At 37.1% G+C, this 12,902-nt stretch carries 12 protein-coding genes and 1 other annotated feature; of the genes, 11 read left to right on the top strand and 1 reads right to left on the bottom strand.

What is annotated here, in order from left to right; genetic code table 11:
- Nucleotides 1-233: 233 nt before the first annotated feature.
- Both C7K43_RS10410 and C7K43_RS10405 read left to right on the top strand, forming a co-directional pair.
- Complete coding sequence (locus C7K43_RS10410; protein WP_124006789.1) at nt 234-1,571, top strand: aspartate aminotransferase family protein; 1,338 nt, start codon at nt 234-236, stop codon at nt 1,569-1,571.
- Nucleotides 1,572-1,613: 42 nt separating this feature from the next.
- Nucleotides 1,614-2,702, top strand: a complete 1,089-nt coding sequence (locus C7K43_RS10405) for a YkvI family membrane protein (RefSeq protein WP_124006788.1) — start codon at nt 1,614-1,616, stop codon at nt 2,700-2,702.
- A gap of 169 nt (nt 2,703-2,871) precedes the next feature.
- Here C7K43_RS10405 and C7K43_RS10400 read toward each other — a convergent pair whose 3' ends face one another.
- Complete coding sequence (locus tag C7K43_RS10400; protein ID WP_186810678.1) at nt 2,872-3,783, bottom strand: aldo/keto reductase; 912 nt, start codon at nt 3,781-3,783, stop codon at nt 2,872-2,874.
- Between the two features lie 191 nt (nt 3,784-3,974).
- Between C7K43_RS10400 and C7K43_RS10395 the strand changes: the two genes are divergently transcribed.
- From C7K43_RS10395 to C7K43_RS10355, 9 genes are all read left to right on the top strand, one after another.
- Nucleotides 3,975-4,484 carry a dCTP deaminase/dUTPase family protein gene (locus tag C7K43_RS10395; protein WP_124006787.1) on the top strand — a complete coding sequence of 170 codons (510 nt, stop codon included), beginning with the start codon at nt 3,975-3,977 and terminating at the stop codon, nt 4,482-4,484.
- 13 nt (nt 4,485-4,497) lie between these two features.
- Nucleotides 4,498-5,868: a DNA repair protein RadA gene (radA, locus tag C7K43_RS10390; RefSeq protein ID WP_124006786.1), complete on the top strand. Its 1,371-nt coding sequence runs from the start codon at nt 4,498-4,500 to the stop codon at nt 5,866-5,868.
- A gap of 24 nt (nt 5,869-5,892) precedes the next feature.
- On the top strand, nt 5,893-7,014 hold the full coding sequence (locus tag C7K43_RS10385) for a PIN/TRAM domain-containing protein (protein WP_124006785.1): 1,122 nt from the start codon (nt 5,893-5,895) through the stop codon (nt 7,012-7,014).
- 143 nt (nt 7,015-7,157) lie between these two features.
- Nucleotides 7,158-8,615, top strand: coding sequence for a glutamate--tRNA ligase (gene gltX / locus C7K43_RS10380; RefSeq protein WP_222591143.1), 1,458 nt, complete (start codon nt 7,158-7,160; stop codon nt 8,613-8,615).
- Nucleotides 8,612-8,808 (top strand) — a binding site (T-box leader). It overlaps the preceding gene by 4 nt.
- Nucleotides 8,809-8,875: 67 nt before the next feature.
- A complete protein-coding gene (gene cysS, locus C7K43_RS10375) occupies nt 8,876-10,285 on the top strand; it encodes a cysteine--tRNA ligase (protein ID WP_124006783.1) in 1,410 nt (469 codons plus the stop codon).
- Entirely contained in the window at nt 10,282-10,671 is a 390-nt protein-coding gene (locus C7K43_RS10370; RefSeq protein WP_124006782.1) for a Mini-ribonuclease 3, read from the top strand. The genes cysS and C7K43_RS10370 overlap by 4 nt, the downstream gene beginning before the upstream one ends.
- A 256-nt stretch (nt 10,672-10,927) precedes the next feature.
- Complete coding sequence (gene rlmB / locus C7K43_RS10365; RefSeq protein WP_226996783.1) at nt 10,928-11,668, top strand: 23S rRNA (guanosine(2251)-2'-O)-methyltransferase RlmB; 741 nt, start codon at nt 10,928-10,930, stop codon at nt 11,666-11,668.
- A 4-nt stretch (nt 11,669-11,672) separates the two neighbouring features.
- Nucleotides 11,673-12,191 carry an NYN domain-containing protein gene (locus tag C7K43_RS10360; RefSeq protein ID WP_124006780.1) on the top strand — a complete coding sequence of 173 codons (519 nt, stop codon included), beginning with the start codon at nt 11,673-11,675 and terminating at the stop codon, nt 12,189-12,191.
- A gap of 108 nt (nt 12,192-12,299) precedes the next feature.
- A complete protein-coding gene (locus C7K43_RS10355; protein ID WP_124006779.1) occupies nt 12,300-12,863 on the top strand; it encodes a sigma-70 family RNA polymerase sigma factor in 564 nt (187 codons plus the stop codon).
- The last annotated feature ends 39 nt before the right edge of the window (nt 12,864-12,902 follow it).

The raw sequence follows: 12,902 nt of genomic DNA, 5'->3' as shown, positions 1-12,902 counted from the left end.
GTTTTCGTCATTTATTATACAAAAAATATTAGAGAAAGTTTAGAATCGAAGTTACTTTATTGAATATTCGAAAAATTCAGAAAATCAATTGACATGGCTACGTCATGGTGTTAGTTTATTGAATAATAAATGAAACGACCACTTATCTGAACTTAATTCATGATAAAAATAATTGGAAAAGTCAGAAAAATGGAATAATTGCGTTTGTTTATATTAATCAGGAGGTGTGATATATGGCAACATATGAAGAATTGATGGAAAAAGATGAACAATATTTTGCTAAAGCAGGAAGGATTTCTTACTATCCATTATTAATCGATCATGCTAAAGGGGCAACCTTAGTCGATTTTGCAGGCAAAGAATATATTGATTTATTAGCTAGTGCTAGTGCAATTAACGTAGGGCATTCACCTAAAAAGATTACGGACGCGATTAAAGCACAAGCGGATAAAATGGTCCATTATACCCCGGCTTATATGTACCATGAGCCGGCAATTAAGCTAGCGGAAAAATTATGTGAAATCACACCAGGACAATTTGCCAAAAAAGCGACTTTTGGATTAACCGGTTCTGATGCATGTGATGGAATCATGAAATATGCGCGAGCTTATACTGATCGACCAAATATCGTTACTTTTCAAAATGCTTACCATGGTTCTACTTATGGTTCGATTTCGATGTCAGCAATTAATGTCAAAATGCGCGCTAAAATGGGGCCATTCGTACCTAACATTGAACACATACCGTTTCCAGATAATTACCGCGGGATGTATGGACAAGCGAAACCTAATTCGATTGAAGAATACTTAGCACCATTTAAACAAATGATGGAGACCTATCTACCGCCAGAAGAAATTGCTTGTGTTGTTATTGAAACATTACAAGGAGATGGCGGTTTATTAGAACCTGTGCCGGGTTATTTTAAAGCCTTGTATGACCTTTGCCATAAACATGGGATTTTATTTGCTGTCGATGATGTGCAGCAAGGGCTTGGACGGACAGGGACTTGGTGTTCAACAGAACACTTTGATGTTGAAGCAGACTTAGTTGCTTATGGTAAGTCATTAGCTGGCGGAATGCCTTTATCTGCCATTGTGGGGCGTAAAGAAATTATGGACAGCTTAGAAGCACCTGCCCACGTATTTACAACTGCAGCTAATCCAGTTTGCTGTGCTGCTTCTTTAGCCACTTTAGCCATGATTGAAGAAGACAACCTGCTGCAAGAAAGTACACGTAAAGGTAAAATAGCACAAGAACGAATGAAAAAGTGGAAAGACGAGTATGCGTTTATTGGTGACGTACGTGGGATGGGTTTATCAATAGGCATTGATATTGTGACAGATAAAAAAAGCAAAACAAAGGATAGCCAAGCAGCTCTAAAGATTTGCAATCGTTTGTTCGAAAGAGGGGCTGTTTTGATTGCTATTGGTGAGAGTGTTTTGCGTTTTCAACCACCGTTAGTTATTACGGATCAAGAATTAGTAAAAGCTTTGGACTTAATTGAAGAAACCATGAATGAATTGGCAGAAGGAAAATTAGAGGATTACGATGTATCTGGGCAAGGCTGGTAGTTTTGTGCCAGTAATTTAGTTGTTAGAAAGGTTGGTAGGTATATGAGAAAGTTTAAAATCGCTATGGCTTTTACAGGAATTATTATTGGTGCAGGGTTTGCTTCTGGACAAGAAATGCTGCAATATTTTACTAGTTTTGGTATTTGGGGGATCGTTGGAACGATAGTTTCTATTTTCATTTTTGGATTTTTTGGTTTTGTTATTGTTGATATGGGTCATTTTTTCAAAGCCTATTCGCATCGCGACGTATTAAACCATATTGTCTCACCGATTACCAATCGTGTAATTGATATCTTTTTATTGTTAACATTATTCGGAATTGGCGTCGTAATGGTAGCAGGCGCTGGCAGTAATTTGAACCAACAATTTGGTTGGCCTATTTGGTTAGGAAATTTAATTTGTGTAGCCCTTGTTTTTTTGGTAGGGATGATGAATACAGAAAAAGTTGTTGGCGCTATTGGAGCGATTGCCCCTTTTTTAATTATTTTGGTTATCGTTATTAGTTTTCGTTCGCTTTCAACAGCAGATTGGGATTTTGCTGCTATGAATGCAGACGCATTAGAATTGACTTCCCCATTACCTAATTGGTGGGTCAGTGTATTAAACTATGCTTCAGTAAACTTAACTACAGGTGTTGCAACTGCCTTTCTTCTAGGTGGCGTAGAAAAAGACAAAAAAGTTGCCCGTCATGGCGGATTAATTGGAGGTATTGTAGTTGGATGTCTAATTGTTTTAATTAATTTAACTTTATTTGCAACTTCTGCACAAGTAGCTACCTTTGATCTACCAATGCTTCAAATGGCTCGTTTGATTCAACCATGGGTGGGTCTTATTATGTCAATTTTAATTTTCTTTGAAATTTGGAATACAGCAATGAGCGTTTTATATTCATTTTCAACTAGTTTTATTACACCAAACAAGAAGAATTTTCGTTATGTATTATTAGCAGCTTCAATAGCAGCTTTTGCTCTAAGTTTTGGTGGATTTACAAACGTTATTGGATTTGTGTATCCAGCAGTTGGCTATGGTGGCTTCATCATTTTGGGGATTTTTGTATATGCTTGGTATAAATTTTGTATAAAACAAAAAAATGTGCCAAAAAAAGTAGCAATTAAACCCACAGAAGAATAATGAAAAAGGCTGTGACATAAGTAAAGATAAGACAAAAATATCCGGACTATATTTGATGAGATTTCCTAATGGTCGTGAGTTTGCGACGAGTAATGGCAGGGATAATCTCTCTTATAGTTCGGATATTTTATTAACAAAGGGGCTGTGATATAAGTCTCTTTGTTTTTGCTTAATTTTTATATTGCTCTGTATCGTCCCAAACTTCTACTGTCTCAGGAGTATTATTAGGATCGGTTGGATTATGCCAATCGAACTCATCATACCAAATTGAGTGTTTCTTCTTATCCATTTCTTGGATTTTTTGGACATCTTCGTTGGATAATTCGAAGTCAGCGATTTGACTATTTTCAATCATACGCTCTTTATGAGTAGATTTTGGAATAGTGATAACATCTTGTTGATAGTTCCAACGCAAAATAATTTGGGCAGCTGATTTATGATATTTTTCTGCTAATTGGTTAATGGTTGCATCATTTAGTGCTTCCCCGCCACCTAAGGGCGACCAAGCTTCTAATTGAATTCCAGTCATTCGTGCCATTTCATGGATTTCTTTTTCCTGGTTTAATGGGTTATATTCCATTTGGTTAACAGCTGGTGTGACGTTAGCATGATCTAACAAATTTTGTAATCGTTCGTTATCAAAATTAGAAACGCCAATTGCCCGAATTAAACCATCTTTATATAATTTTTCTAAAGCATGCCAAGTATCAATATACTGTCCGTCTACTGGCCAATGAATTAAATACAAATCAATATAAGACAATTGTAGCTCATGCAATGTATCATAAAAAGCATGTAACGTTGAATCATAGCCAGCGTCCCCATTAAATACCTTGGTTGTGATGAATAAGTCCTTACGGTTGCCACCTGTTTGTCGTAAACCTTCGCGGATTCCCTTGGCAACGCCCGCTTGGTTTCCGTATTGTTTGGCGGTATCGATCAAATGATAACCATTTTTGATTGCTTCGGTCACTGAGTTTTGTGCGGTATGATTATCGGTCTTCCATACGCCTAAACCAAAATACGGCATCTTGACACCATTATTTAATGTGGTTGTTTCATCTAGAATGTTTTTTGTCATTTGTGATACCTTCCTTTCTTTTCTTAATTTCATCCTAACGCGTTGGGTAAAAAGATGCAAAAATAAGACAATATACATAAAAAATAACTAACTTATTTGTTAATTCTTGAGAAATTTTTAGAAAACAGAAAGACACTCAGTTTTTTGCCAAAGATATGGTAAAATAGGCGTAGTCTTTATGGAGGGTTGTTATGAAAAAAAGAGGATTTGAAATCGTCACAGATTATATAAACAAAGAGATCCATTTGCCACAACGAGCCACGCATCATTCTGCTGGTTATGATTTTGAAGCTGCAGCAGAAGTCGTGATCCCAAGTATATGGAAGCAACTTTTAACCAGAAAAATCAATGATAATGCAGCAACAGAAAAAAAGATTAAACCAGTCTTAGTTCCCACAGGGGTTAAGTCGTATATGATGGAGGATGAATTTTTACAACTGGCCAATCGTTCCAGTAATCCATTAAAACGTTTTTTACTTGTTGCAAACGGAATTGGCGTTATCGATAGCGATTATTATAACAACACAGCAAATGAAGGACATATTATGTTCCAATTTACTAATTTTGGTTTGAAAGATGTAGTCATAAAAAAAGGCGAACGAATCGGCCAAGGAATTTTCTTACCATTTTTAAAAGCAGACCAAGATCAAACTGATCATGATCGCACGGGTGGTTTAGGTTCGTCTGACCAAGCGAAATAAAAGAAGGGAAACTATGGCAAAAAAGGCAAAAACACAATTTGAATGTCAAAATTGCGGGTATATTTCGCCTAGATATTTGGGAAAATGCCCCAATTGTGGCAGTTGGAATTCAATGGTAGAAGAAAAAATTCAAGATACTACTGATCGCAGAACAAGATCCACGTTGACTGGAGAAAAAATGCAAGCGACTCTTTTAAAAGATGTCACGCCTAGAAAGGAACCGCGAGTAAAAACTTCTTTAGATGAGTTAAATCGTGTGTTAGGTGGCGGTGTTGTCCCAGGTTCGATGATTCTGTTAGGCGGCGATCCTGGTATTGGTAAATCTACCTTACTTTTACAGGTGTCACAACAACTGGCAGCAACTGGCGGTAAAGTGCTTTACGTCTCTGGAGAAGAAAGTGCAGAACAAATAAAAATGCGCGCGCAGCGTTTAGGCGATGAAGATAATGACTTTTATCTATTTGCTGAGACAGATATGCAAGATATTCGTGATACGATCGAAAAATTGCAGCCAGACTATGTGATTATTGATTCTATACAGACTATGACACAGCCAGATATCTCAAGCGTCGCTGGAAGTGTTAGTCAAGTTCGAGAAACGACGGCTGAATTATTAAAAATTGCTAAGTCAAATGGAATCGCCATTTTCGTGGTGGGCCATGTGACTAAAGAAGGATCGATTGCTGGTCCTCGCATGCTTGAGCATATGGTCGATACTGTCTTATATTTTGAAGGGGATAAATATCAATCATTTCGCATTTTACGGGCAGTAAAAAATCGTTTTGGTTCAACGAATGAGATTGGTATTTTTGAGATGTATGAACAAGGATTAAAAGAAGTTAGTAATCCTTCGCAAGTTTTTTTAGAAGAACGACTGGAAGGGACTAGCGGTTCAGCTATTGTTGTAGCAATGGAAGGTACTCGTCCTATTTTAGTTGAGATTCAAGCATTAGTTACTCCAACGATGTTTGGTAATGCTAAACGAACTACGACTGGCCTTGATTTTAGCCGGGTTTCTTTAATTATGGCGGTGTTAGAAAAGCGAGCAGGTTTACTTTTACAAAACCAAGATGCTTATCTAAAAGCAGCCGGTGGGGTAAAATTAGATGAACCGGCAATTGATTTAGCCACAGCTATTAGCATTGCTTCTAGTTATAAAGAAAAAGGAACAAAACCCACGGAGTGCTTTATTGGCGAAATTGGACTAACAGGAGAGATCCGTCGTGTCAGTGCCATTGAGCAACGTGTAAAAGAAGTACAAAAATTAGGCTTTGAAAGAGTTTATCTACCCAAAAATAATTTAAGCGGCTGGCAAGCGCCAGCAGGCATCGAAGTTGTGGGTGTAGCGACGCTGGATGAAGCATTAAAACGTGTATTTCGCTAAGAGTAGACGAACGGAGGTGTGTATATGCAAAAACGAGTCATTACTGTTTTAATGGTATTAGCTGGTGCCAGTTTGGGTATTTCTTCATTGCCCCTAGGTTGGGAAATGATCGGACAGCAGCAAAATGCTTGGTTGAATAATAATGTAACCAATAGTTTGATTGGTGCACTTATTTTTTATTTGTTTTCATTATTGGTAACTAATATGATTTCAACCGGGATTCAAAAAATCGAAAAATGGCTGAGTGGATTTAGCTTGACCTATCTTTTGTTTGGCGTTATCGGGACGATTTTGGGATTGATTATGGGTGTGATAGTCTCAATTCCGTTTTATAATTGGGAAGTGCCCTTTGTTAACAGTATTGTACCTTTCATGTTGATGATTATATTCGGCTATTTTGGTTTTCAAGTCGGGGTGACCAGAATTGAGGAATGGAAGAAGCTTTTTGCTCCCCGTGGAAAGAAAAATGAGCAGCAAAGCCAGCAATTACTTGATCGTAAGGTAGAAGATCCTTTTCATAAATATAAAATATTAGATACCAGTGTTATTATTGACGGGCGTATTTATGACATCGCACAAACTGGTTTTATTGAAGGAACACTTCTGATTCCTAATTTTGTATTGTACGAGCTGCAGTATATTGCCGATTCTGGTGATAGTTTAAAACGGGTTCGTGGTCGTAGAGGGTTAGATATTTTAAATTCTTTACAAAAAGAAGATGGCATTGCTGTTGAAATGTATGATGGTGATTTTGAAAATATTTCAGAAGTTGACAGTAAGCTGTTAAAACTTGCCAAATTGTTAGATGGTATCGTGGTAACAAATGACTATAATTTAAACAAGGTGGCTGAGTTTCAAAATGTGCCAATACTAAATATTAACCAGTTGGCAAATGCAGTTAAACCGGTAGTTATCCCTGGAGAATCAATGGAAGTTATGATCATAAAAGCAGGGACGGAACGACAGCAAGGAGTGGCTTATTTAGATGATGGCACGATGGTCGTGGTAGAAGAAGGCATGCATTATATGAACGAACGATTGCGTGTTATTGTAACGAGTGCCCTGCAAACCGCTGCTGGCCGTATGATTTTTGCTAAGCCGGCCCATGCCGGACGAGGTCTTGACAATCAAAACTCAGAAAAATAAAGTGAAGTAACTACGAGATAAATGCGGATTAGGTAGCCGTTAGGCTTTACTAATCCGCCGTTTAAATGTACAATTTTAGCTGAATAGTTATTCTTATATCAAATAATAAACCTTTAAGATTTAAAAAGAAGAGGAAGATGAAAATGACGAAAGTACGTGTGCGGTACGCACCAAGCCCCACGGGGCACTTACACATAGGCAATGCTCGAACCGCTTTGTTTAATTATTTATACGCTCGCCATATGGATGGCGATTTTATTATTCGCATCGAAGATACCGACCAAAAAAGAAACATTGAAGACGGAGAAAAAAGCCAATTGGATAACCTAGCTTGGTTAGGCGTTGACTGGGATGAATCACCAGAAAAACCGGGCGATTATGGTCCCTATCGTCAGTCAGAACGGCAAGATATCTATTTGCCACTGATTGAACAGTTGTTAGCTAGTAATCGAGCATATAAATGCTATTGTACGCAAGAGGAATTAGAAGAAGAAAGAGACGCTCAAAAAGCAAGAGGTGAAATTCCTCATTATAGCGGTAAATGTGCTCATCTATCCGTAGAAGAACAAGCTGCAAAAGAAGCTCAAGGAATCGTTCCAGTTGTCCGTTTCCGTGTGCCGAAGAATACTGAATATCGTTTTGATGATCTGGTAAAAGATGAAATTGTTTTTGAATCAGATAATGTAGGTGGCGACTTTATTATTCAAAAGAAAGATGGCATGCCGACTTATAATTTTGCGGTAACTGTAGATGATCATATGATGGGAATTACGCATGTTTTACGCGGCGACGATCATATTGCGAATACACCCAAGCAAATGATGATTTATGAAGCATTTGGCTGGCCCATTCCGAAGTTTGGCCATATGACGTTGATTATCAATGCCGATACGGGCAAAAAATTGAGTAAACGTGATGAATCAATCTTGCAATTTATTGAAGAATATCGTCAGCTAGGTTACTTACCTGAAGCAATGTTGAATTTCATTGCCTTACTTGGTTGGTCGCCTAAAGGCGAAGACGAAATTTTTTCAAAACAAGAAATTATTGATATGTTTGAATCAAGTCGTTTAAGTAAATCGCCGGCTTCATTTGACGCTAAAAAATTAGAATGGATCGGAAATTATTATATTAAACAATTAGATATCGATACACTAACAAATATGTGTTTACCTTATTTACAAGCAGATGGACGTATAGAAAAAAACCCTAGTTCTGAACGCTTGGCATGGGTGAAAAAACTAGTTAGCTTGTATCAACCCCAAATGAGCTATGCTGCTCAAATTGTTGATTTAACTTATCTTTTCTTCGACGAACATCCTATTTTAGATGATACAGCTAAAGAGGTGTTGGCAGGTGAAAATGTTCCGGCAGTTCTTAATGCATTTAAAGCGCAATTAGAACAATTGGAGATAGTAGATGCTCCGACTGTTAAAAAAGCAATTAAGGATGTCCAAAAAGAAACAGGTTCAAAAGGCAAGAATTTATATATGCCGATTCGAATTGCGGTATCTGGTGCGATGCATGGACCAGAATTACCGGATACTATTGAATTATTAGGTAGAGAAAAAGCATTAGCACATTTGAATGAAATACTGTAAACACGATGAACAGACGAAGTATTAATCTTTTTTTCACAGAGAGACGGCTTTTGCTGCGAGGCGGTCAAAAAAAGTTTAAGAAATGCACCTGTAAGTGGCTTTGGCAAAACCAAAGACGGAGAAAGTTCGTTACGCTTTTCATGAGGAAATAATTGCAAATGAAAGTGGAACCACGTGTATAAGCGTCTTTCGGATAGGTTAGTTTAACCTACTTGAAAGGCGCTTATTTTTAACAACTTAGTAGGAAAGGAGTATTTTAAATGATCAAAATATACAATACACTGACTAGAGAAAAAGAAGAGTTTCATCCGATTACAGCAGGCAAGGTTAAGATGTATGTTTGTGGACCAACTGTCTATAATTATATTCATATTGGTAATGGCAGAAGTACGGTTTCTTTTGATACTATCCGCCGCTATTTGGAATTTCGTGGTTATGAAGTAAATTATGTATCGAATTTTACTGATGTCGATGACAAAATCATCCGAGCAGCTAAGGAATTAGAGATAACAACGCCTGAGGTCGCCGAACGGTTTATTAAGGCTTTTGAAGAAGATACAACCAAATTGAACGTAAAACCAGCAACACATCACCCGCGTGTTGTTGATTATATGCAAGATATCATTCATTTCATTCAAGTTTTGCTTGATAAAGAATATGCTTATGTAATTGATGGCGACGTTTACTATCGGACCCGTAAGTTTTCTAAATACGGCCGTTTAAGTGACCAATCGGTTGATGAATTGGAAGTGGGCGCTAGTAAACGCACGGGCGCCGAACAGCAATTAAAAGAGGATCCTTTGGATTTTGCCTTATGGAAAAACGCAAAAAAAGGCGAGATATCTTGGCAAGCTCCTTGGGGAGATGGGCGACCTGGTTGGCATATCGAGTGCTCTGTGATGGCAACTCAATTACTAGGAGATACAATTGATATCCATGGTGGCGGGCAAGATTTAGAGTTTCCGCATCATGAAAATGAAATTGCACAAAGTGAAGCTAAAACAGGCCAAACATTTGCTAATTATTGGATGCATAATGGGTATGTGACTATCGGTGAAGATGATGAGAAAATGAGTAAATCATTGGGGAATTTTGTGACAGTTCATGAAATTGTGCAACGAATAGACCCACAAGTTATTCGTTTCTTCCTATCAACTACACAATATCGACGTCCTATTCGCTACAGTCAAAAAACCTTAACAGAAGCAAGCAATAACTTGCAACGCCTAAAAAATGCTTATGAAAATGCTGTGTTTCGGTTAAATGATGCAACAACCAGTTTAGCTGATGATAGGAGCAAAAAAAGTGAGTTTAGCCAATTAGTTGATCAATTCATTGTAGAAATGGATGACGATTTTAATGCGGCAAATGGCATTACAGTCGTTTATGAAATAGCTAAATGGATTAACCGTTATGTTGATCAAGCAGTTGTTTCCTATGAGGTATTAAAGTTTGCTTTAGACCATTTTGTGGAATTAATCGCTATTTTTGGGATTGTTTTTGAAGAAAACTTAGCTCATGAGCAAGTCGATCAATTGATTATAGAACGTAATGAAGCCCGAAAAAATAAAGAATTTGCCCGCAGTGATGAAATTCGCGATCAGTTAAAAGAGCAAGGAATTATTTTAGAAGATACGCCACAAGGGACTAGATGGAGAAGAAAATCATGACAGATTATCAACAATTAAATGGTTTAGCTTTAGCTTATGTTGGCGATGCGATTTATGAAGTTTATATCCGCGATCATTTGGTGGCCGCTGGTAAAACACGTCCAAGCCAACTTCATCGTTTTGCGACCTACTATGTATCAGCTAAAGCACAAGCCTTTTTAATTCAACAGATGTTAGATGAACAGATTTTACAAGAAGAAGAAGACAACTACTATCGCCGTGGTCGTAATAGTAAAAGCCATACGAGCGCCAAAAATACAGATATTAAAACTTACCGTATGTCTACTGGATTTGAAAGCTTAATGGGGTATCTGCATTTATCAAAACAAACGCAGCGTTTAGAAGAATTAATTGCTTGGTGTATTAAAAAAATTGAAGAATCGTAGTTTAGCAATAACAAAGCAGATAAGTGTAGCAATTGTCTGCTTTGTTTGCATAAGGGACTAGTCTTCTATTACATCCGTTAAATGGCTTGATATAACAAAAAGTGATATGATGTAGACGATCAAGTGATATAAAATTAATAAGTAATTGTAAGTGGTTAAGAGAAGAGATAAGCTTTCTCAACCCACTTTTTGAGAAGGTGGTAAAGTGAAAAAAGAAAAAAAGAAACCAGCAAAAAAAGTTACACGTGAAACAAAAATGCAAAATACCGAACCAAATGATACGGACTTTGTGTTTGGCCACCATGCAGCACAAGAAGCGTTAAAAAAAGCTAGAGGCAATAAACTATTCTTGTTAAAAGATGCCGGTGGAACAAAAATTGAAGAATTGAAAACACTCGCAAAAGAACATTCTGTACCCGTGAAATGGGTGCCTAAGCAAAAATTGGATCAAATGAGTGAAGGCGGTGTTCACCAGGGAGTTGTTTTAGCAGTTACGCCTTACCAATACCTGTCATTAAATGAGTTAATCGAGCAAAGTAAACCAGAACCATTTTTTGTGTTGTTAGACCATATTGAAGACCCGCATAATTTTGGCTCGATTTTAAGAACAGCGGATGCTTCAGGAGTAGATGGAATAATTATTCCTAAGCATCGAGCTTGCGGTATTACACCTGCTGTTGTCAAAACTTCAACGGGTGCAGTTGAATATGTACCGGTAGCACGTGTGACAAATTTAACGCAGGCAGTTGCTGAATTAAAAGAAAAAGGATTCTGGATCTTTGGAACAGATTTGAATGGTACTTCTTATCATAAATGGAACGCTACAGGGGCAATTGGTCTAATTGTTGGTAATGAAGGACACGGGATGAATACTGGATTAAAAAAACAAGTGGACGAAATGCTGACTATTCCTATGACAGGACATGTACAAAGTTTAAATGCTTCGGTGGCAAGCGGTATACTAATGTATGAAGCTTTCGTAAAACGAAATGAGTGAGACCATGAAAAAACCATTATTGATCGTTGACGGCTATAATATGATTGGTTCTTGGCCTGAACTTGTTCAGTTAAAAAATAAAGATTTGATGGAAGATGCTCGAGAAGAACTGTTACAAGTGCTATCAAATTATGCAAAATATGAAAAGTTACCGATTATTGTTGTGTTTGATGCCCAGTTTGTTCCTGGAATTACGCAAAATTATGCGAAATATCAACTAGAAGTTGTTTTTACTGAGGAAGGAGAAACTGCCGATAGTTATATTGAAAGAATTGCTGGTGAGCTCAATGATATTATGACTCAAGTATCCGTAGCTACAAGTGATTTAGCTGAACAATGGGTCGTCTTCTCACAAGGTGCCTTACGCGTTCCTGCTAGAGAATTATATAAAACAGTAAAAAAAACCCAAGAAGCAATTCAGCGACATCAAGAATCAATAAAGTACACTGACTATCGTCGGAACTCACCTTGGAATGAAGAACAGTTAAAAGAACTAGAAAAAAAACTAAAAGAATTAAGCTGAATATTTTATTAAAAGCCTGGTAAAAAATTGCATAGGCAAATGAGAGACGCTGGCTTTTTTCAATGATACGCTCTTTTCATCGATATGAGAATGAAGGGAGCTTTTTTTATGGACGAAACATTGATTGTAAAAGCCAGAAGAGGAAATGAAGAAGCTTTGTTAGAACTATTTGATCGTTATCGACCCGTAATTCGTTCTATAAGAGCGAGGTATTTTTTGCGTGATTTTGATGAGCAGGATTGGTTCCAAGAAGCACTGATCATATTTAATCGCTGTCTATATGAATACAAAGGGGAACAAGAAACAACATTAGGTGGTTTTTTTAAACGCTCTTTTGAAAATGAAATTGTAAGTTTAGTACGTAAAAACTGCGCCTATAAGAGAAAAAGCTCAGAAGGTTTAGTTTCATACAATCAAAACTTTTTTGTAGATAATTTAAAAGAAAGAATCATCCAACGTTCATATACAGACGATCCTTTAGAACAACTAATTGTTCAAGAAACATTAGAAGAAAGTGAATCACTATTAACTGAGTTAGAAAGTGAAGCTTTCTGCGGCTTCTTTTATGGAAACGTAACGTCTCCCTCACCACACAAATCTGATGTTTTGCGTAGTGCTTATGACCGCTCAAAAAGAAAAATTACACAGCAGTTAGCTTTGCCTGATCTTTGAATATTTTTTGTTAATTATTTGCAAAAAGTTATTGTCAAA

This window comes from Tetragenococcus koreensis (assembly GCF_003795145.1).
GTDB classification, from domain to species: Bacteria; Bacillota; Bacilli; order Lactobacillales; family Enterococcaceae; genus Tetragenococcus; species Tetragenococcus koreensis.
This window is presented reverse-complemented; position numbering and strand designations above follow the sequence as displayed.